Source organism: Bartonella australis AUST/NH1, assembly GCF_000341355.1.
Classification (GTDB): Bacteria; Pseudomonadota; Alphaproteobacteria; order Rhizobiales; family Rhizobiaceae; genus Bartonella; species Bartonella australis.
This window is the reverse complement of sequence record NC_020300.1, coordinates 757,018-778,294: the sequence shown is the minus strand read 5'-3', so window position 1 is coordinate 778,294 and position 21,277 is coordinate 757,018. Positions and strand designations below refer to the sequence as shown.

Below are 21,277 nucleotides of genomic sequence, written 5' to 3'. Positions count from 1 at the left end.
TGTGAAAGGAGGTTATAGGAATAATTTTTATTTCAACATTCGGATAAAATTATGGATATCGTCATCGTCGAGTCCCCGGCAAAGGCAAAAACAATTAATAAATACCTCGGACCTCAGTATAAAGTAGTGGCATCTTTTGGACACGTTCGTGATTTATCCGCAAAAGACGGCTCCGTTTTACCTGATGAAGATTTTTCCATGAAGTGGGATATTGGCGCCGCCTCCGCAAAACGTTTAAATGAAATAGCAAAAGCAGTTAAAGAAGCTGATAGTCTTATTTTGGCAACTGACCCTGATCGCGAAGGAGAGGCTATTTCATGGCATATTCTTGATGTTCTTAAGCAAAAAAAAATTCTAAAAGATAAACCTATTAAGCGGGTTGTCTTTAACGCAATTACAAAAAAATCTGTGCTTGATGCCATGAGCAATCCGCGCAACATTGATGAATCACTTGTAGACGCTTACCTTGCACGCCGCGCCCTTGACTATCTGGTTGGCTTTACGCTTTCACCCGTCTTGTGGCGCAAATTGCCCGGTGCGCGTTCCGCTGGTCGTGTCCAATCGGTCGCTTTACGTATTATTTGCGATCGCGAATCAGAAATAGAACGCTTTATTAAAGAAGATTATTGGTCAATCGAGACATTTTTAAAAACACCCAGAAACGATAGTTTTCATGCACGATTATTAGCACTTAATCACAAAAAGCTCGACAAACTTGATATTCAATCTCAAGAACAAGCGGACAAGATCTGCCTTATGCTGGAAAACGCGGTATACCGCACACTAAATGTTGAAGCAAAACCCATAAAAAGAAATCCTTCCCCGCCATTTACAACATCTACGCTACAGCAAGCAGCTTCTTCAAAATTAGGTTTCTCAGCTTCTCGCACCATGCAACTTGCCCAAAAGCTTTATGAGGGTATCGAAATTAATGGTGAAGTAGCGGGACTTATTACTTATATGCGTACTGATGGTGTGCAAATGGCGTCAGAAGCTATCCATTCAGCACGAGAAGTAATTATTGATTCTTTTGGTGGTAATTATCTCCCTGAAAAACCACGTTTTTACTCAACAAAAGCAAAAAATGCTCAAGAAGCGCACGAAGCTATCCGCCCAACAGATTTTAAGCGTACTCCTGATCAAGTACGTAATTTTCTCGATAGCGATCAAGCAAAACTTTATGAATTGATATGGAAACGCGCTATTGCTAGCCAAATGCGCTCCGCAGAAATTGAACGTACGACTGTCGAAATTGAAGCGCTGCAAGGAGAGGATAGTGCAAATCTGCGTGCAACAGGTTCTATTATTCGTTTTGATGGCTTTATTTCCGCCTACACTGACCAGCAAGATGAAGAAAATGGCGAAAAGAATGAATCAACGCGCTTGCCAGAGATTAATATCGATGAAACGCTTACAAAAGAAAAAATTGAATCAATACAACATACAACAGAACCGCCTCCTCGTTATTCTGAAGCTTCGTTAATTAAAAAACTCGAAGAACTAGGGATTGGGCGGCCCTCAACTTATGCATCTACATTGGCAACACTTTCTGATCGTGGTTATATCATGGTTGATAAACGAAAGCTCATTCCCGATGTTAAAGGGCGCATCGTTACAGCTTTCCTTGAAAACTTTTTTAATCGTTATGTAGAATACGGCTTTACAGCGAACCTTGAAGAAAAACTAGACCTTATATCGGATGGAAAACTTTCTTGGAAAGATGTTTTACGCGATTTTTGGAGCGGATTTAATGCGTCCATCACCAACATTCAGGAATTGCGTATAACAGATATCCTCGATGTCTTAAATGTAACGTTAGCGCCTCTCGCTTTCCCCGCGCGCGAAGACGGGGGTGATTCTCGCTCTTGCCCTCTATGTGCGAATGGCCGGTTATCGCTAAAATTAGGCCGTTACGGAGCTTTCGTTGGATGTTCCAACTATCCTGAATGTAAATATACACACAAACTCGGCTCGGATACAGAAGAAAAAGATGAAGCTGTATATAATAATGAACCTACCCTTCTTGGTATTGATCCTGAAACAGGAGGTAATGTCTCACTTCGTAATGGCCGCTTTGGGCCGTATATTCAACTCGGTGAAAGCAAAGAGGCCAAACGCGCAGGATTACCAAAAGAATGGAAAATAAATAATATTGATCTTGATAAAGCTTTGGCTTTATTATCTCTCCCCCGTGAAGTTGGAGTTCATCCTGAAACAGGTAAAATAATCACAGCAGCAACCGGACGGTACGGCCCTTATCTCGCACACGATGGAAAATACGCAACCCTTCCTAATATAGACGAAGTCTTCGATATCGGCATAAATCGGGCTGTTACAGTGCTTGCAGAAAAGCAAAAAAATGAAACAAAACGGGATAAAACCGCATCTTCCGTACTAGAAACATTAGGGGATCATCCAGATGGTGGGACCGTCACCGTACGTAGCGGGCGTTACGGCCCGTACGTCAATTGGGGCAAAATCAACGCAACATTACCAAAAGACAAAGACCCAATTAGTGTGACTCTTTCAGAAGCATTAGAGCTTATATCAGCCAAAGTATCCACCAAAAAAACGACTTCCAAGAAGAAATAAAACCAATAAAAGCTTTTCTTGAAAAAAAGGTGTAAATTTTGGCTAAAAGCGAAAAGAAAATAAAAAGCTCACAATCGTCCAGCATTAAGCGATTACCCACTAAAGAGGAAATATTTTCCTTTATCAGTGATAAGCCCGATCGATTAAGTGAACGTGAAATCGCTAAAGCTTTTAACTTAAAAAAAGATTCTCGTGCCTGGCTAAAAGGTATATTGTGTGATTTAAGAAACGAAAATCTTATATTAAAACAACGCAAAAAAGGAATAAGTAAAGTGGGATTACCCACCATTGTTTTAGCGAAAATCAGCGCACTTAATAAGACTGGAAATTTTATTGCACAGCCTCTTAAATGGCAAAGTGATCCAAAGCCAAATATTGAAATACCCCCTTCTCCTCAAATAAGAAGTATAAACATTGATATTGGAGATCACGTCCTTGTGAAAATTCTTCGAAATAAGATTCTTCGCGACAGCTCCTATACAGGGCGGATTATCCGCAAAATTAATAAACAAGAAATAACCAGTTTTGGTATAGTGAAAAAATCCAAAGATGGTCAATGGCGACTTGATTCTATAGAACGAAAATTCAGCGAACTGGTCATTGATGCATCTTCAAAAATTGACATAGAACCCGGCGATTTAGTTGAAGTTGAAATCGGAAAAAGAACTTTTTGCGGACTAAAAAGTGCAAAAATAAAAAATGTCCTAGGGCGCATAGATAGCGAAAAAGCGCTTTCAATGATAGCTCTTATTTCAAAAGAAATTCCCTATATTTTTCCTGAAGACGTCCTTAAGCAAGCCGAAAATGTAAAATTTACCAATACAATTAACCGCGAAGACTGGCGGCAATTATCGTTCGTTACAATTGATCCGCCTGATGCAAAGGATCATGATGATGCAGTTCACGCAATAAAAGATGAAGATCCAGCAAACAGTGGAGGCTGGATCGTCACCGTCGCGATTGCCGACGTCTCCTGTTATATAAAAACGGGAAGCGCTTTAGATAAAGAAGCACTCAAACGGGGAAATTCTGTTTATTTTCCCGATAGAGTTGTACCAATGCTGCCAGAGCGTATTTCTAATGATTTATGCTCTCTACATGAAAAAAAAGATAGACCTGCTCTCGCTGTTCGCATGATTTTTGATGCTAATGGCAATAAATGCAAGCATAGTTTTCATCGCATTATAATGCGTACTGCGGCCAAATTGTCTTATCAAGAAGTCCAATGTGCAATTGAAGGAAATACAAACGAAAAAACAGAGCCTCTTCTTGAAAATGTCTTACAGCCACTATGGGCAGCTTACGCTAGCCTAAAAACCGCGCGTAATCGTCGGCAACCACTAGAATTAAAAGTAGCAGAAAAAAAGATTATTCTTAATCAAAATGGACATGTCGAAGATGTTGTGATTCCACCACAACTAGAGGCACATCGTTTAATTGAAGAATTCATGATACAAGCTAATGTTGCCGCTGCTGAAACATTAAAGAAATATAATCAGCCCTTCATTTACCGTATCCACGATAAACCATCTCTCGCGAAACAGGAAACTCTGCGGGTTTTTTTTAAAAGCCTGGGGATTTCCCTTTCAAGGGGAGCAGAACTTACATCAGCGCGATTCAATAATATTCTTGCAAAAGTTACAAATACACAGCAACAAGAATTGGTCAATCAGATTATTTTACGCTCACAGTCTCAAGCCGAATACAATCCCGAAAACACAGGACACTTTGGCCTAAATCTGCATAATTACACACATTTTACATCCCCAATCCGTCGTTACGCTGATCTAATCGTTCACCGAGCGCTGATTAAAGTCCTACAATTAGGTGACGATATATTAACAGATTCGCAAGAAAAAAATCTTGCAAAAATCGCCGCACAAATTTCTTTACATGAACGCCGTGCAATGGCAGCTGAAAGAGAAACTATCGACCGACTTTTAGCGCACTATTTAACCGATAAAGTTGGCTGCTCATTTGGAGGTTGCATTTCCGGAGTTATAAAAGCGGGTTTTTTTGTTTCACTTGATAAACTGAGTATAGACGGCTTCGTCCCCGTTTCCACGCTTAAAGGCGATTATTATTATTTTGACGAAATACATCAAGCTCTTGTAGGAAAACGTACTCGCAAGTGTTATCAACTTAACGATAAAGTAGAGGTAAAGCTTATAGAAGTACAGCCTTTATCTGGCTCATTATGCTTTGAAGTATTAACAAAACCTCGTCGAGTGACCTTTTCGCTGTTGTCTTACCACAAAAATAGATTTACAGAGAAAGAGCGTGTGCCCAATTTCCATAAAAGAAAACAGTATTCAAAAAACAACTAAAAATCAAATAGATAATTTATAAAATTAGCACATCATGATTTTTATAAAGAAGAAGAAAAAAATCGCCTCTTTGATTAAGCTATTGTTTTTTTCAGGAAAAAATTTTAAAAAGCTGCGATTGCGTGTAGCGGTTTGGTTGGACTAAGGGAGGCTGTACGTGGTACATAAAAAATTTCGCAAACCTAACTAATTACGGAATTTTATGATGCTAAGTCTCTCCTTTTCGTACTTCAAAAATCTGTGCGATACCGTATGAACGACGTGCTACGGCTGCGTGCACCTTCGATGAAGCTTTGTTTTTTCTCATTTTTTGTTAATTTATCATAAGATGTATAAAGGAATGGGCGATATAGCAGGGTTAAGATTTTTTCATGATAGATGAACTCTCCGGCTTCCAAAATAACTCTCGGCGCACAATTATCGCTGTGATTACGGCTATTGGTGCCGTCGCTATAGCATTAGGGATGGGACTACAGCTTATATCACTGTTGATGGTTGAAAAAGGGTTTTCAAACAGTGCTATTGGTTATAGCGGAACAGTTGCCGGAATAGCTACGATTATCGGTGCCGTCTTCGTTTCTCGCATCGCTTCATATCTTGGTATTGCCGAATCAATATTACTCATGGTGTTTATTGGATGCTTAAGCTTTTTAGGCTTCTATTTTTTCGAATCGCTGTGGATTTGGTTCGTTTTGCGGTTTGCACTGCATTTCACTATGACAATCATGTTTGTATTATTAGAATTTTTAATTAACAGTTCCGCTCCGCCCCAAAAACGAAATTTAATACTTTCTGTTTATGTAATTACTTTGGGACTTGGATTTACTGTGGGCACAGCATTGCTGGCAAAAATAGGCATTCGTGGTTTTATGCCCGTCGGCACCTGCTGCATTTTTACTGCAATTGCTACTGTACCAATCTTTTTTGCTTGGAAGGCAACTCCTAAATTCAAAAAGAATGAACGTACGGCATTTTTCCCTTATATCTTCCACACTCCGACTTTGACTATGGCAGCCTTCGTTTATGGCGCAGTTAAAACAGGCGCATTAACGCTCACTATACCTTTTAGCTTATTAATTGGGTATAGTGAAAGTGAATCTGCACAATTTATGGCAATGCTTGCGCTTGGTAATGTCTTTCTTTTAATCCTTATCGGCTTCATAAGTGATTATGTAAAAAATGAAAATTATTCCCTTATATGCTGCGCTACCTTAGGTTTTGCTGGGACCCTTATTATATCATGGATAGCGGAACATAAATGGCTTTTTATGCTTGATCTCTTTCTCCTTGGCGGTGTATCCGCAAGCCTCTATATAATTGGGCTTGCACAATTAGGCACTCGCTTCAAAGGGCCCAAGCTTGCTGCTGCTAATTCTGCTTTTATGTTTTGCTACGGAATTGGTATGCTCATTGGACCAACTATTGCCGGTCAAGCTATGGATAGCTTTAAGCCTTTTGGTTTTTCTTTTACAATGGCTTGCTTTTTTGGCTTATACATCATACTAATACTCGTCCGATTAGTGAGAAGATTAATCGGCTCTTGACTTTTTTTAGAACATCCTTAGTGTCACCGCGACATTTGATCGTGTTAAAATAGGTTTTGACAGTAAAATTCCGTCATTTGAGATATGAATAGGACTCTTTATCATGGCTAAAGCAGCAACAATTAAGATTAAACTTTTGTCGACTGCAAATACTGGCTTTTTTTATGTAACAAAGAAAAATAGCCGTACAATGACAGATAAAATGAGCAAACGTAAATATGACCCTGTTGTAAAAAAGCACGTAGAATTCAGAGAAACGAAAATTAAATAACCACTTTTTTCTGCTCATTTATGAATACTGCGGACAAAAGTGGGGGTTTTTTAAGTTTTTTGAGGAATCTTCTCCCTAAGTAATTGGCCATTAATTAAAGGAGAAATTTCGGCGTTTTTACATTTATGTAATTTATGTTGTTCGCCTAAATTTAAGAAAGTTTCTTTAAGATTTTTCTAATAACTTAATGTTGCTGTCCATGAGCAGCATAACAGCGTGTATTATTTTAGAATACGCAACTTAAGATTGGCTTGACTTTGTTAGTATTCGCATACCTGCAGCCTATATATTTTTTAGCATCAATATATTGGCCGATTTTACCTCAGTGTAAAAAAAATCTGGTGGATTGAAAAATAAACTAATACATAAAATATTTATAATAATAATTTGAAAAAAAAGAAAAATAACATCTTTATAATTTTGGTAATAAAACTGACCATTTTATGAAACTTTGTTCATAAATTATGCTTATGTATCGCTGAAATAAAGTACGGGAAGCGCAGACTTATAACTTTAAGACGCAACAAGCACTGCACTTATAAAGTGACAGCAACATTTTAGAAATATCTTACAAACTTTCATAGCAATGAAGAAAAAGCTAAACAGCTTTATGTGATACACTGAAGGTATACGCCTCTTCATTGTACAACTTATAGCTGTAGGAGCAATTTTTTTGCCGAATCACATTTTCACTAGCAACAGTAAGTAATTTATATTATTAAATAATGGGCATTAAAAGCGATAAAATCGCCCTCATAATCGCGAGATTAGTGCAGCATATTCGGGTACACTCTGATTTAATCGAATTCACTACGATGTTAATTGCTTAATATCATGGATAAAGAAATCTTTTATTTTAATTTAAAGAGTTTCAGCCAAAAAGTCGTAGGCCTAAGTATCTTTATAACAGCCGTTATTTTCGCCAATATGGCTTATCTCAGGCACGTTCAAGCATATCCTCAAAAGGTAATTTCTGTCACAAAAAAGCCTATTAAAGGCGACGCATTTGTCATTGATGGTGATACAATCACTATAAACTCTGTTAAAATTCGACTTATAGGAATTGATGCCCCGGAACTTTATCAATTTTGTGGCATAAAAAAAGGACGCTACCCATGTGGTCTTAAAGCAAAAGAACACCTAGAAAAACTCGTAGCAAACCTGCCTGTTACATGCTACGGAAATAAAAAAGATAAATATCGTCGTATCTTAGCAACGTGCAGAACAGAAAAAGTCAACAATATTAATGCAATAATGGTGCGTAATGGTTGGGCTGTAAGTTATCATAGTTATCGCGAAGAAGAACGAGAAGCTAAAAAGAAAAAAAAAGGAATATGGCAATCAAGTTTTCAAAAACCCGAAGTATGGCGAAAAACACGCTCTAAAAAAAAGAAAAATAATTCTTTTTCTCGGCATAGCTCCTACCCTCTCCATTAAGTTGCTGAGTAAGCAAAATAAAATATAATTAAGTCCACCCTCTTCTATCTAATATATCCTACGACTTTTTTCTTTTTCTCATAAACCGCAATCAATTTTTTTATTCGCATCTCGCAATTGCAATACTATCAAATCGAGCAGATATACACCCCCTATCCTTCTTTAATAATTATGTTTAGCAAGGGGCTGTATGAAAAGACAACTATTTAGAGCACGTAAAAGTAAATCAGCGCCTGCCTCGGAACTTTTTCATATTTATGACCATGCTGCTCTCACTAAAATTAGTCTTCTTGCTCAAAAAGTGCTGTTTGTGCGTGGGTTAAAACAGCAGCTTTCACAATACCAGCTGCTATAGCCCCACCCCCTCCTGCACTAAAACGCATCCTTAAATCTAGAAGCGGCTTTTTTTCAATTTTTTCCAGGAGCTTACCGTGTACTGGCTCAGGAGAGACATGACCAACAATAACATGATCAAGAGCTCTTGGGTGCATTTTATAAAGTACTGCCGCTGCTGCTGTTGCTACAAAGCCATCTAAGATAACTGGAATTTTTTCTACTCTTGCCGCTAAGATAGCACCCACCATCGCAGCAATTTCACGCCCTCCCAGGCGGCGCATAACTTCAAGAGGATCGCTAAAATAATCTTTATGTAAGGAAATTGCCGCTTTTATTGCTGCTACTTTGCGCTGGTAAAATTCCCCTTCAGGTCCTATACTGGGCTCTATCCACTCTTCAACTTCTCCACCAAATAGGGCTAGACATAAAGCTGAAGCTATCGTCGTATTGCCAATTCCCATTTCACCTACACATAAAAGGTCCGTCCCTCCAGCAATTGATTCCATTCCAAAGGCCATCGTTGCAGCCGCACCCCGTTCATCCATCGCTGCATCTTTAGTAATATTCATCGTAGGATATTCTGACGCTAAATCAAATATCTTAAGACCAAGATTATAAAGCGTACAAATTTGATTAGTGGCAGCACCACCAGTAGCAAAATTGTTAACCATATGACGCATCGTGGATTGTGAAAATGATGTAATATTTTCATCTGTAATACCGTGACTACCAGAAAAAATAGCCACTAAAGGTCGCTTTATAATAGGTCTTTCTTCACCTCTCCATCCTGCATACCAAATTGCAACATCTTCTAATTTTCCCAATGTATCTTGCAATTTTGTTATTTTTTTTTGCCGTTTTTTTGCCAAAATCATAGCAAATTCATCAGTAACGGGTAGATTTATAAGTAAAGCACGAAAATCATCAAATGGACTGGCTGTCATAAAAATACCTTTTTTAATTTACAGTGTATGGTCTGGAATTCCGTTATACGGGTAGGATATGAAGAATTCATTGGTTTTAGGTGGGAGTATTGTAGGCGGTGTCGCGCGGTCGTTTGCTCTTTTGTGGGGTGTGAATTTCATGAAGGTGGGGTAATAAGCGTGGGCTGTTCCCCCGATTTGAAGTTGATCTGACTCTAAGCGTACTGGGAAAAGTCTCCGCAGAAGGTGTTTCGTTGTTGTGGATAAGGGTATATAAGCTCCTTATTTTTCTTATATCAATTAAAAAAATCCGTAGCGCTTTATAAATGTTAAAGCGGCGGTGGGATTTTTTAGGTAAAAGAAGCAAAAGCTTCTTTTAAGACGTGGGCGCCTGCATCACTTTTTGTCGCGTCGCTTGATAGTATCTGCCGCCACCGACGTGCGCCATCCCGGCCGTAAAATAAATTAATCATATGGCGTGTCACATGAGAAAGACGCCCGCCTGACGCGATATGTTCAGCAGCGTAATCGCACATGGTATCGATGAGATCACAGTCGTTAAAACTGCTTTGAGAATCGCCATATATTTCCGAATCAATAAGCCGCAGTAAAGCTGGGTCCTGATAAGCCTGCCGTCCCACCATAACAGCATCGCATAATTTCAGGTGCTCTTTTATTTCATTAATTGATTTAATTCCACCATTTATTCCAATGAATTTATTATTATATTTACGTTTTAATTTATAAACTCTTTCATAATTAAGCGGCGGAATATTACGATTTTGTTTTGGATTTAATCCCTTCAACCATGCTTTGCGCGCATGTACCCAAAGCGCATCGCAACCAGCATTCCATACCTGATTGGTTAAAAAATCTAGAGCTTTTTCTTCATCCTGCTCGTCTACACCAACACGGCATTTAACAGTTACGGGTATAGAAACGGATCGTTTCATTGCTTCTATAGCGTCCGCCACAACGCCAGGATGCAACATCAAGCAAGCACCAAACGTACCTGCTTGAACGCGGTCTGATGGACAACCTACATTCAAATTTACTTCATCATAACCAAAATCTTCGGCGATTCGTGCAGCTTCTGCCAGCTTTTTCTCATCCGATCCCCCTAATTGTAACGCAATTGGATGTTCCTTATCACTGAAAGCTAACAGTTGCTCGCGAACACCATAGATTGCAGCGTCTGCTACCACCATCTCAGTATAAAGAAGAGCTCTTTTTGTCAAAAGACGGTACAAAAACCGACAATGTCGATCCGTCCACCCTAACATTGGCGCTACCGCAAACTTTACTAATGACGAAGAATTATAAAATGCCATAAAAATACCGCCATGTACCTCCGTTAAAGGTACCCCCGCCTACACATATAAATAACCACTTTTTATAATTTTTTTCCATAAATACTTCATATCCTCACCGTAATTTATGATATTTTTACTGTCGATTTAAAATATAAAAATGCGGTTTTACGTCTAATTACTTCTTTTTGGTTATTCTAAGATTTTACCCCCAATTTTATCAAACATGTAATAACTTTGTCTGTCTTACAAAACGCTAATAAATTTAACCAAATGACAGCAGATTCCTCGTTTTTTGTGTCAAGCTACGGACGACCTCATTGCAATATCATGAGGTAATTTTACAACAACGTTTCTACCCACCTACAACGCCTTTAAATTTTACTTCGCCGTTATTTTATCTAAGATTCCTTTAAACTTGATACGCAATATAGCAAAGCATCACACAGATGATGTATTAATGATTTAAGCTTCTCAAAAACTCTGAAAATCAATCCGTAACGACCCGGCTCAAATAGTATTATAAACTACTATCTTCTGCTTTCTATATAATCTGCAAGATTATCGGTCTCTTTTTTGTTAAATAAAAGACCAAGCTTTGAACGGCGCCATAATACATCTTCGCACGTCCTAGCCCACTCTTTTTCCATTAACCATCTTACTTCTAGCTCATAAAGCCCGTGCCCGAAATCTTTTCCTTTATCTACATTACTATTCGCAAATATTATAAGTGCCTCTGAACCGTAAGAACGGGCAAGTCTGCGGTGAGTAAAAGTATCTAAATCTGGGAGCAAAAAGGCAATCCTCTTTTCGATCATATCCAACCTGTTATAAGGAAAATCTCCTCCCGGAAGCACCGAATTTTTCGTCCAAGACTTCCCTCTGAAGCCAAGCGCTTTTTCGATAAATTGCATCGCATCTTCGGCCAATTTACGATATGTCGTGATTTTTCCACCATAAAGATTGAGAATCTGTGGCCCACCCTGTGTACCAATTTCTTTTAAGACATATTCACGTGTTATTTTTTGTGCTTTCGGAGAGCCATTATCGTAAAGCGAACGAACACCAGAGTAAGCCCATATAATACTTTCACGTGATATCGGTCGTGCAAAATATTCGCTTGCTGCAGTACAAATATACTCAATTTCTGCATCACTAATATGAACATCAGAAAGATCACCTTGATGATCACAATCTGTTGTGCCTAACAATGTAAATTCTTCCTGATATGGGATAGAAAAAAGGACACGCCTATCATCATTTTGAAAAATATAAGCACGATTATGAGTATAAAGCTTAGGAACTAAAATATGAGAGCCTCTAACAAGCCGTATCGGCGAATAGCCTTTATAATCTAATACATTCGTCAAAATATGATTGATCCAAGGCCCTGCCATATTGGCGATGTAAGAAGCTGTAACGCGGTATTTTTCGCCTTTCAACTTATCACAAAGCGTTATAAGCCATTTCTGTCCTTTTATCTTCAAAGATAAAACTTCTGTACGCACCTTTATATCAGCGCCCCACTTTTCTGCGTCGCGCGCATTGGCAATGACTAAACGAGCGTCGTCGACTATCGCATCAGAATACTCAAAACCTTTGCGATAATTTTCTTTAAGTGGAGTGCCAAATTTTTTCGAAAAATCGACCATTTTGGTGCGCCACAATTTTTGCTGCCAACCACCAAGATAATCGTAAATAAAAAGGCCGAGACGTAACATCCATGCGGGACGCAATCCTTTATGATAAGGGAGAACAAAGCGCAAAGGACGCACAATATGCGGAGCCATACGCCAAATAACTTCGCGTTCCTTCAGCGCTTCACGGACAAATTTAAACTCATAATTTTCAAGATAACGAAGACCACCATGAATAAGTTTTGTCGACGCGCCAGATGTGCCTGATGCAAGATCATTCATTTCAGCTAATCCAACTTTAAATCCGCGACCTGCAGCATCTCTTGCCACTCCACATCCGTTTATCCCACCACCAATAACAAACAGATCATAATGCGTCGTGGTCTCCATCTTTTTACTTTCATATTAGAGTTATTTTGTCCTACTGTTCTAAACACGAAGATAATAGGAAGGTAAGACGACTGCCCGAAAGCAAGCGTTCAGGTATTTCTTTTACAGAAACACGCGTAAAAATATTTTCGATATCGGAATAATTTAAAGGCAGTGTCGAGCAACAAAGAACAAGTTACATCAATCACTGTAATAACCAAAGTTTTTTGACGCTTATAACAAGAGTACACAACTTGCTAACGCAAAAATAAACTGCCCGCTGACCATCCCTGTAGCTTAAAAGTTAATTGAAATATTGCAGCAATATTTATATTTTTTCATTTTTCGCAAAACCTATTTTTATATACTATATGCTGTAGTATATAGTATATATCTAAAGAATTTTAAAATATATTTTTTACCAAAATAGCTAAATTTTTCGAAAGATGTTAAACTGACAAAAAGCACGTTGACCTCCGCACGAAGTAGCTAAATCCGAAAAAAACATAACTATCTCCGTACATGTATCGTGTAAAACTTCCTCGTAACAGTTAAAAGCAGCTATCAGTTTTATATCTCACTAAATTTATATCATAGTTGAATACTTTATTGCACATATGTGATGCTTTTCATATAGTTGATCGTATTTCAACGGAGTATAAAGATGATCCAACCACTTCAATGCTCGGCAGCTACGTTCGCTGTAAATTTTTTAAAGATAATTACGCTAAGTGCTTTAATTTTCCTGCCTTTATCAAACCCAAAAGCGAAAGAAAAAACTCCCAATCATTTAGCTATAGAAAGACTTAAAACAGAAATTCTGGAAGATTCTGCATTTTTATCAAAGCTTAGCGAAAAACTCACACCCCACATAAGCGATAACTATATCCAGCAGCTTGTAAAAAATTACTTGCTCGATAATCCAGAAATTATACTTGAAATGCAGCTTGCACTCCAAGAAAATCTAGAAAAAGAAATTCAAAAACAAGCTTTGGTCATTAAATCGTTGGAAGAAGAAATTTTTAAATCCTCTAATGATGCTATTTTTGGAAATCCAGATGGTGAAATAGAGCTAGTTGAATTTTTTGATTATAATTGTCGACATTGTAAGCGCTTTTATTTGCACATGGAGGCCTTAATAAAAGAATACTCAAATTTGCGAGTGATTATTAAAGATTTCCCAATTTTAGGAGCTGACTCAACAGCAGCGCATACTGTTTCTTATGTTTTTCGGAAACAATTTCCCCAAAAATATCCCCAATTTTATAAAGAACTTTTGACTAGCAAAAGTCGTGCAACTGAAGCTAATGCTATTAAAATAGCCGTTGCATTAGGTGCAAATGAAACAGAATTGCGTAACGCAATATCAGACCCTGAAGTGTTAGAATCTTTCAGGAAGAATATTCGAATCGCGTCAGCGTTGAATATTACTGGTGCCCCCTCTTATATAATCGGCGATAGAGTATTCATCGGGGCTGCAAGCAAAGATATCTTAAAGACAGCAATAGAAAATTTACAATGAGGCCTCTTTTTATTTCATCAAAATTATCAAAGGACATTCCGGATACATCATTTTCTGCTTTTTCTTTTTTGTTAACGAGCTTATAAGTGGAGTTTCAAGCAGTAGACTGCTCTCAAATCACGGAATGTGATGAAAATATTAGAAAAGAAGTCATTGAACTTAGATAAGATCGTCAAAAGGCTCACCAAAAATCTAGAGATATTTAGCCATAAAGATATAAATAATGGCGATCTTCGTCGGTTAAGGAGTTTAAAATTAAAATGACAACAAAAAAAGTGGATACAACAAAACATACCGGAATTAGCACAGAAATTATCCGTGATCTTGCTGAGATTTTAAATGATACGAATCTGACCAATATTGAACTTGAACAAGGTGGACTCCGTATTTGTGTATCACGTCAACACGTCCCGGCTTTACCTGAACACACAATTCACGTACCTGTTTCCCCCCCCACTATAGCCACTCCTTCATCCTCGGTAACTGCAGCGCCTAAAAAAGAAGAAAAATCAGAAAATGCAGTCACATCCCCGATGGTCGGCACAGCGTATCTCGCGCCTGCACCAGGTGCACAATCTTTTGTGCAAGTGGGACAAACTGTCTCTGAAGGCCAAACATTACTTATCATTGAAGCAATGAAAACAATGAATCACATTGCATCACCGCGTTCAGGCGTTGTAACCGCTGTTTTTGTCAAAGATGGTCAACCAGTCGAGTTCGGTGAACCACTTGTTGTTGTCGAATAAATCAAGGAATGGTTATGATTCAAAAAATTCTTATCGCTAATCGGGGAGAAATTGCTCTTCGCGTTTTACGGGCCTGTAAAGAACTCGGAATTAAGACAGTAGCTATTCATTCAACCGCTGATGCTGATGCTATGCATGTGCGTCTTGCTGATGAAAGTGTTTGTATTGGCCCTCCCTCAGCCCGTGATTCTTATTTAAATATTTATCAAATTATTTCTGCCTGTGAGATCACAGGGGCTGATGCTGTCCATCCGGGCTACGGATTTCTCTCTGAAAATGCAAAGTTCGCGGATGTTTTAGAAGCTCATAACCTTACATTTATTGGCCCAACGCCTGCACATATTCGCATCATGGGTGACAAAATTGAAGCGAAAAAAACTGCCAAAAATCTTGGAATTCCAGTTGTTCCAGGTTCGAGTGAAGCTGTAACTGAAGAAGCAGAAGCTTTACGTATCGCTGCCGAAATTGGCTATCCAGTTATCATTAAAGCTTCTGCAGGCGGTGGTGGACGTGGTATGAAAGTAGTCAGCTCCGAAAAAGAACTTTCTATAGCTCTCAGAACCGCACGTTTAGAAGCTGGAGCGGCCTTTAATAGTGATGCAGTTTATATTGAAAAATATCTAGAAAAACCGCGCCATATTGAAGTTCAAGTCTTAGGCGATGGGACTGGAAACGCCATTCATTTAGGGGAACGTGATTGTTCGCTACAACGACGCCATCAAAAAATATGGGAAGAAGCATATTCACCCGCGCTTAATGATGCTGAAAGGAAAAAAATCGGCAACATTGTTGCCAACGCTTGTGCAAAACTCGGATATCGTGGGGCAGGAACTGTCGAATTCCTTTATGAAGATGGCGAATTTTACTTTATTGAAATGAATACTCGTCTGCAAGTCGAACATCCTGTGACTGAAGCAATTACAGGAATAGATCTGGTTCATGAACAAATCCACATTGCGGCAGGTCAGGGACTTTCAGTTACGCAAGACGATGTTCGCTTTTCTGGTCACGCCATTGAATGTCGTATAAATGCTGAAGATCCCGTTAATTTTATCCCGTCGCCGGGACTTATTACTCATTTTCACACACCCGGAGGCCTGGGTATTCGGGTCGATTCAGGTGCATATTCAGGTTATTCTATTTCGCCTTACTACGATAGCTTAATCGGTAAGTTAATTGTTCATGGACGCACACGTTTAGAATGCATGATGCGTCTACGGCGTGCTTTAGATGAATTCGTAGTTGATGGTATCAAAACAACGCTACCTCTTTTTCGCAATCTCATTGATAATCAAGATATCGCTAGTGGCAATTATAATATCCACTGGCTAGAAAAATATCTTTCTGATCAATCAGCTTTGCAAAACCCGTAGCTAACCACGAAAGTAATAAGACTCAACGCAGCTTTTTTACTTATCGCTTACGAATGGAAATTCTTAAAAAATTAGATGATACTGTAACCGCTAAAGTTTCTGTATTTATTTAAAAGACGAGATTATTCCCTGGATAACTTTGCACACTTAAAAAATTTGGCTAATTACATAAAAATCCACGTTTTATCCCTATGAGCGCTAACTGTTATGATAGTATCATAAGCGCTATAGGGTAGGTAATAATATAGCAAAAGCTCAACTTTATTTATATTTAGGGCGTACTTATTTTAAGATATGTATCAAGATTTATAATTTTCTATTTGCCTTTTCGTGAGTTTGTGTTACTCCCATCGCGATAGTGCCCTTATAGCTCAGTTGGTAGAGCACCTGATTTGTAATCAGGGGGTCGGGAGTTCGAGTCTCTCTGGGGGCACCAAAGCGCTTTTTTGAAGCTTTTTGGGGGGATTTTTAGCGTTCTTTTTAAGATTTTGAAATACATTAGCGGTTTTGTTGTGACATTTTTCAGGAAGATGATAGAATCAAAGTTTCAGAAACCATTTTTTGATGTGAGTTACGCAGTTATCAATTGCGTCAATGAATCTTGGTAGTTCAAACGTAAATACAAAAATGAATAATATAGCCCGCTTCACTATCCATATAAAAATTTTGAATTTTTCGTAATGATCTAAAAGCTCAAGTAAAAGCTTGAACTCTTTTTCATTGAGGCTTTGGATATTTTTTCTACGGATAGCTCTCTTTTTATCTGCCATATATCACCTCACCCCTCAAAATAGGAGTCGGTGTTAAATAATTAAAACGAATATATTTTCTTCTACTCATTAGACTGCCCCTCCCTGCTAAAGAAGTTCTCGAAAAAATCTAATAAACGCGCTTCACCTTTTGCTGTAAGGTGTGCCTCTATAGCAATCTTCTTAGGATTGTCCGCGTTTCTGAAAGGTGTTATACGATAATCTACGTGGCCCGATTGTATCTTATCTTGGTAAGGGGCATAACGGCCATCCGCTTTCCCCTTTCAAGATAGGAGAGCAGGCACCTAAGACTTACCCCTAATGATTTGGCCGCGCCCGTAATGCATGTGGTACCGCCTATCCTGGTTAAATGTTTACAGGCTGCAGCTTTGGGCCTTTGACGCCTTTCCCAATTCCGTCCACCAGTCGATAATCTTTGGCACGCAAGTTTACATCATAACCGGACACTAGGACTAAGCATTCACGCTTAGGAATATTGTAACAGACCAACTTTCAGCCAATCGAATCCGGGTAAGTTCCTTCAAAATCATTGGGCCCAAATTTGGGCTCAATGGTATTATTTAATGTTTTCAGCATATTATGAATACCTCGAACAACGTATTTGCGTTGTTTTTCGCGCAATTTAGCGGTCTTAATACCGGACATAGCGAAAGGGGTATTTATATTTTTAATTTTCGGTTCACATGGAATCATGTTACGACCACTCATATTGATATCCTTTTTTAAGGGTTAGATTACTGGAAGCGTTAGAGGAGATTTTTGCGAATGGATCCTCTGGCGCTTTTTCTTTTTTTAAAATATAAAGGTGCGTTTGCAATGTTTATCGTTATTGCATAAAAATGCATAATAATCAATAAATTAAACGTTTTTTTTCACTAGATTTCCACAAATAAATCCTGGCTCCGTGAGTGTTATGTTTTGAGATTTAGAAGGCTAAAAAGAGACTCATATCGACCACATCCTTTGACGGAACCACCCTATGCAAGTTTCCCTTCTATTTGCCACATACCCATTCTAGTGAGAGAAGCATTTACTCGTTATTTTAAAATAAACCCGTTCGGTATTATTTTATAAAAAATAGGCGTATTTTTAGTGAATTCATCCCGTTCGGGTTTATTTTACAAAAAGCAAAAAACCGCTAATTGAAGCGATTTTTTTCGCTCAGTATCCTCACAGAGGCTCCTATTTACTGCACACCCATTTAAGCAGATTAGAGCGTAACATCTGTACCTATTTATATCCCCAAAAGAACGGGTTATTTTTAATAGCTCCAAATATGGTTGGACGTGAACATGCCCCTTGTAGCGATGCAAAAATATTTTTTACAAAAGTGAATCGCGATCAAACTCAAAAGCTCCTCCACCAGAAAGAATAACGAAGTCGGACTTTATGTCATTTATCGCGTATAAAGCTTCGGACGTTGATAAGATATGTTTAAGTCCTGGGTCCAGTCAGCCAGAACTCCCACTTCCACTTTAATGCTATTTCAAACCTGCTTTAACTCTCCAAACGACATAAGCCCCCTCTCTGTCTCGCTAAATAGATCGCTCACTACATTGCAGTTAAGCGGCTAGCCAATTACCGGAAGGCAACATATCGTTTTTAGGTCACGTGCCGTGCTTTTCATCTTTTTTTGTGCGCCCCAACAAGCTCGATGCCGCTTCGCGAACATCTTTATTGCGGTACAGCACTTGATAAATCTGTTCGGTAATCGGCATCTCCACGTCGTGGTGCTGCGCTAGCACTAATACCTCTTTTGTATTGCGGTAGCCTTCGATCACTCGACCAATGCTGTCCTGCGCTTCCTGCACGCTCTTGCCTTGCCCTAACATAATCCCAAAGCGGCGGTTGCGCGATTGGTTATCGGTGCAGGTTAAGACCAAATCACCCAGTCCAGCCATGCCCATGAAAGTCAGAGGATCAGCCCCCAGCGCAGAGCCAAGGCGACTCATCTCCGCTAGACCGCGAGTGATCAATGCGACGCGAGCGTTGGCGCCAAAACCGATACCGTCAGACATACCGGCACCGATAGCAATTACGTTCTTTACCACGCCGCCCAACTGCACGCCTATAAAATCGTGATTGCTATACACTCGGAAATTTTTACTGCAGTGCAACAGCAATTGCAGATCGCTAGCAAACTGCATATCAGTCGCTGCTAATGCAACCGCTGTTGGTAGTCCAACGGCTAATTCTTTGGCAAATGTTGGCCCGGAAACCACTGCTAATGGAATGTCGCCGCCCAATATTTCACGCGCTACATCCCACAGTAATCGGCCAGTTCCTGCTTCCAACCCTTTGGTCACCCATAAGACACGCGCATCTGGGCGCAGATGCGGTTTCAATTGGCACAACACATCGCCAAATACGTAGCTCGGCACCGCTACCAGCACATCGCGGCTAGCAGCCAGTGCGCACGATAAATTGGCTTCAAGAAACAGCAAATTGGGAAAAGGAATGTCAGGAAAAAATACCTTATTACAGCGATCTCGCTGCAATTTTTGAATTTGCGCAGAATTACGCCCCCACAGCACCACGGAATGGCCGTTACGTGCTAGCATAACAGCTAACGCAGTGCCGTACGAGCCAGCGCCAATTATGGTCATCGAAGCATTGACGGTATTCATTGCCATCTTAATGTCGCGCAGCGCCTTCGCCTTTCATTCATCACAAAGAAGATACCCGCCTGCTTTATTTCACACGGGAACGCAATTTTTCCATCTAGGGGTGTAATCACAGTTACGTACAGTGCAGCTGCATACATTTTATTAGCCGGTTGACTGAAAACGGTACTTAAATCAAGTGTACCTTCCGGTTGCCATTCCTGCTGAAAAATCTGTTGCACGTTCAACGCTTCAAAAGAGATATCCTTAGTACAAATATGCTGAATCTGAAAAGCCATCTCTGTGCTTTTTTGTTCTGGCATGTACTTAATACCCTTAATTAAACATCTCATTGACGCTCAAGAAGCTAGCGGCGGCATCCTAAAGCAATGAATCTCAACCGCCGCCAGCATCGCACTTATATAAATTATAGCAGCTACCAATGTAGAGGCCATCGACAAAAATGCGCGGTACAATGGGCGCAGCAATTGTGTTTGATCATCATTGTGTCCTTGACATTACCGGTATCGACGCAGACCTATTTATAAATGCAACATCCTCACCGTTTAGCGATACTTTAGCTTGATAGAAACGGATAGGTCACCTTAGTGTAGATATCAATTTAGCTACGGATTGCCATCTTTACTTATATCAAAAAGCGGCTACTTACTGAATTAACTAACTCATTTAAGGGTCCAAAATTCTACGACAGACTAATCCACCAAATTAACAATCGCATGCGCACAGCCACCAGCTGTATCCCCGTACAAAGCTCGCCCACTGCATCTATCATCTGCAAATTATATCCCTCATGTCCTCCCCTTTTAATAAAGCGTAAACACCAGCATTTTAAAGAAATTTCATAAGATACAAAAATCAAATAAATGCCATCTGTTCATTTTTTTAAAAATCCACAGACACCCGAGGATACAGAACAGATATCTGCATAAAAAGTCAAGATTTCTCATTTAAAAAGCCGTAAATTTTCGTAAACGCTGGGTAAAAGAGATTGAAGCACAGTTTTTGGGCTTTATACAACACTTTGTAAGCCCCATTTACAACATGCTCGTTGCTCTGTCTTGATTTTCTTGATCTACCCCATCAGCTCCGCGCGATTCTACAATATTGTCTGACATTTGTTTAGCGGGCAATTAAATAAAGCTGTGCGGTAGCGTGGTGGTTTGCGCCCACGTGTAATCAAAAAATTTGCTAACAATAAATTAAGCTTGTATCTAAGCTTACTGTGTAAAAAAATAAAGCTGCAACACAGATCGCGGATATGGGTATCTTCAATATTCAATATCTGCATGCACACACTTTATACTCTACCTTTTATGATGATTTTTCAGTTCATCTTTTTAAACTCGTCTTTCAGCGCAGGCTTGAACGATTTTTATTGATTGCGTATGGTGCTAGGCGAAATAAGAATATATTTATCAATTTGTTTAAGAACATATGATAACTGACGCTTTATCTTGGTATTTCAAACTTACCTTATGGAAATACCAAAGTGCTTT

15 protein-coding genes and 1 tRNA gene are annotated in these 21,277 nt (G+C 39.2%); 10 read left to right on the top strand and 6 right to left on the bottom strand.

Going from position 1 to position 21,277, the window contains the following annotated elements; all coding sequences use genetic code 11:
- Positions 1 to 51: 51 nt before the first annotated feature.
- The 5 genes from topA to BANH1_RS03270 all read left to right on the top strand — a co-directional run bounded on the left by topA (position 52) and on the right by BANH1_RS03270 (position 8,171).
- Positions 52 to 2,592 (top strand): type I DNA topoisomerase, encoded by a 2,541-nt coding sequence (gene topA, locus BANH1_RS03290; RefSeq protein WP_015398003.1) that lies wholly within the window; start codon positions 52 to 54, stop codon positions 2,590 to 2,592.
- A gap of 38 nt (positions 2,593 to 2,630) precedes the next feature.
- On the top strand, positions 2,631 to 4,919 hold the full coding sequence (gene rnr / locus BANH1_RS03285) for a ribonuclease R (protein WP_015398002.1): 2,289 nt from the start codon (positions 2,631 to 2,633) through the stop codon (positions 4,917 to 4,919).
- 371 nt (positions 4,920 to 5,290) lie between these two features.
- A complete protein-coding gene (locus BANH1_RS03280) occupies positions 5,291 to 6,463 on the top strand; it encodes an MFS transporter (protein WP_015398001.1) in 1,173 nt (390 codons plus the stop codon).
- Between the two features lie 103 nt (positions 6,464 to 6,566).
- Positions 6,567 to 6,734, top strand: a complete 168-nt coding sequence (gene rpmG / locus BANH1_RS03275) for a 50S ribosomal protein L33 (protein ID WP_015398000.1) — start codon at positions 6,567 to 6,569, stop codon at positions 6,732 to 6,734.
- Positions 6,735 to 7,568: 834 nt separating this feature from the next.
- Positions 7,569 to 8,171, top strand: a complete 603-nt coding sequence (locus BANH1_RS03270) for a thermonuclease family protein (protein WP_015397999.1) — start codon at positions 7,569 to 7,571, stop codon at positions 8,169 to 8,171.
- Positions 8,172 to 8,452: 281 nt separating this feature from the next.
- On the opposite strand, the gene BANH1_RS03265 is transcribed toward BANH1_RS03270, so the two are convergent.
- The 3 genes from BANH1_RS03265 to glpD form a co-directional block, all read right to left on the bottom strand.
- Positions 8,453 to 9,451, bottom strand: a complete 999-nt coding sequence (locus BANH1_RS03265) for a nicotinate-nucleotide--dimethylbenzimidazole phosphoribosyltransferase (RefSeq protein WP_015397998.1) — start codon at positions 9,449 to 9,451, stop codon at positions 8,453 to 8,455.
- Positions 9,452 to 9,780: 329 nt separating this feature from the next.
- Positions 9,781 to 10,761, bottom strand: a complete 981-nt coding sequence (dusA, locus tag BANH1_RS03260) for a tRNA dihydrouridine(20/20a) synthase DusA (protein ID WP_015397997.1) — start codon at positions 10,759 to 10,761, stop codon at positions 9,781 to 9,783.
- 509 nt (positions 10,762 to 11,270) lie between these two features.
- Positions 11,271 to 12,767, bottom strand: a complete 1,497-nt coding sequence (gene glpD, locus BANH1_RS03255) for a glycerol-3-phosphate dehydrogenase (protein ID WP_015397996.1) — start codon at positions 12,765 to 12,767, stop codon at positions 11,271 to 11,273.
- 643 nt (positions 12,768 to 13,410) lie between these two features.
- Here glpD and BANH1_RS03250 point away from each other — a divergent pair.
- The 4 genes from BANH1_RS03250 (at position 13,411) to BANH1_RS03235 (ending at position 16,823) form a co-directional block, all read left to right on the top strand.
- Positions 13,411 to 14,268: a DsbA family protein gene (locus tag BANH1_RS03250; RefSeq protein ID WP_015397995.1), complete on the top strand. Its 858-nt coding sequence runs from the start codon at positions 13,411 to 13,413 to the stop codon at positions 14,266 to 14,268.
- A gap of 260 nt (positions 14,269 to 14,528) precedes the next feature.
- Entirely contained in the window at positions 14,529 to 15,014 is a 486-nt protein-coding gene (accB, locus tag BANH1_RS03245) for an acetyl-CoA carboxylase biotin carboxyl carrier protein (RefSeq protein WP_015397994.1), read from the top strand.
- A 14-nt stretch (positions 15,015 to 15,028) separates the two neighbouring features.
- Positions 15,029 to 16,387 carry an acetyl-CoA carboxylase biotin carboxylase subunit gene (gene accC, locus BANH1_RS03240; RefSeq protein WP_015397993.1) on the top strand — a complete coding sequence of 453 codons (1,359 nt, stop codon included), beginning with the start codon at positions 15,029 to 15,031 and terminating at the stop codon, positions 16,385 to 16,387.
- Positions 16,388 to 16,747: 360 nt separating this feature from the next.
- Positions 16,748 to 16,823 (top strand) — tRNA-Thr (locus BANH1_RS03235).
- A gap of 826 nt (positions 16,824 to 17,649) precedes the next feature.
- Here the strand turns inward: BANH1_RS03235 and BANH1_RS03225 are convergent.
- From BANH1_RS03225 to BANH1_RS03215, 3 genes are all read right to left on the bottom strand, one after another.
- A complete protein-coding gene (locus BANH1_RS03225) occupies positions 17,650 to 17,865 on the bottom strand; it encodes a hypothetical protein (protein WP_041582972.1) in 216 nt (71 codons plus the stop codon).
- An 899-nt stretch (positions 17,866 to 18,764) separates the two neighbouring features.
- On the bottom strand, positions 18,765 to 19,784 hold the full coding sequence (gene gpsA, locus BANH1_RS03220) for an NAD(P)H-dependent glycerol-3-phosphate dehydrogenase (RefSeq protein WP_015397991.1): 1,020 nt from the start codon (positions 19,782 to 19,784) through the stop codon (positions 18,765 to 18,767).
- Positions 19,781 to 20,083, bottom strand: coding sequence for a protein-export chaperone SecB (locus tag BANH1_RS03215; RefSeq protein WP_051039097.1), 303 nt, complete (start codon positions 20,081 to 20,083; stop codon positions 19,781 to 19,783). The genes gpsA and BANH1_RS03215 overlap by 4 nt, the downstream gene beginning before the upstream one ends.
- A 140-nt stretch (positions 20,084 to 20,223) precedes the next feature.
- Between BANH1_RS03215 and BANH1_RS07570 the strand changes: the two genes are divergently transcribed.
- On the top strand, positions 20,224 to 20,346 hold the full coding sequence (locus BANH1_RS07570; protein ID WP_256378712.1) for a hypothetical protein: 123 nt from the start codon (positions 20,224 to 20,226) through the stop codon (positions 20,344 to 20,346).
- The last annotated feature ends 931 nt before the right edge of the window (positions 20,347 to 21,277 follow it).

Excerpts from the sequence above, each read along its gene's own strand:
- topA (WP_015398003.1), top strand. The coding sequence starts at position 52 with ATGGATATCGTCATCGTCGAGTCCCCGGCAAAGGCAAAAACAATTAAT.
- BANH1_RS03280 (WP_015398001.1), top strand. The coding sequence starts at position 5,291 with ATGATAGATGAACTCTCCGGCTTCCAAAATAACTCTCGGCGCACAATT.
- rpmG (WP_015398000.1), top strand. The coding sequence starts at position 6,567 with ATGGCTAAAGCAGCAACAATTAAGATTAAACTTTTGTCGACTGCAAAT.
- BANH1_RS03270 (WP_015397999.1), top strand. The coding sequence starts at position 7,569 with ATGGATAAAGAAATCTTTTATTTTAATTTAAAGAGTTTCAGCCAAAAA.
- BANH1_RS03265 (WP_015397998.1), bottom strand. The coding sequence starts at position 9,451 with ATGACAGCCAGTCCATTTGATGATTTTCGTGCTTTACTTATAAATCTA.
- dusA (WP_015397997.1), bottom strand. The coding sequence starts at position 10,761 with ATGGCATTTTATAATTCTTCGTCATTAGTAAAGTTTGCGGTAGCGCCA.
- glpD (WP_015397996.1), bottom strand. The coding sequence starts at position 12,767 with ATGGAGACCACGACGCATTATGATCTGTTTGTTATTGGTGGTGGGATA.
- BANH1_RS03250 (WP_015397995.1), top strand. The coding sequence starts at position 13,411 with ATGATCCAACCACTTCAATGCTCGGCAGCTACGTTCGCTGTAAATTTT.
- accB (WP_015397994.1), top strand. The coding sequence starts at position 14,529 with ATGACAACAAAAAAAGTGGATACAACAAAACATACCGGAATTAGCACA.
- accC (WP_015397993.1), top strand. The coding sequence starts at position 15,029 with ATGATTCAAAAAATTCTTATCGCTAATCGGGGAGAAATTGCTCTTCGC.
- BANH1_RS03225 (WP_041582972.1), bottom strand. The coding sequence starts at position 17,865 with ATGAGTGGTCGTAACATGATTCCATGTGAACCGAAAATTAAAAATATA.
- gpsA (WP_015397991.1), bottom strand. The coding sequence starts at position 19,784 with ATGAATACCGTCAATGCTTCGATGACCATAATTGGCGCTGGCTCGTAC.
- BANH1_RS03215 (WP_051039097.1), bottom strand. The coding sequence starts at position 20,083 with ATGCCAGAACAAAAAAGCACAGAGATGGCTTTTCAGATTCAGCATATT.
- BANH1_RS07570 (WP_256378712.1), top strand. The coding sequence starts at position 20,224 with ATGCGCGGTACAATGGGCGCAGCAATTGTGTTTGATCATCATTGTGTC.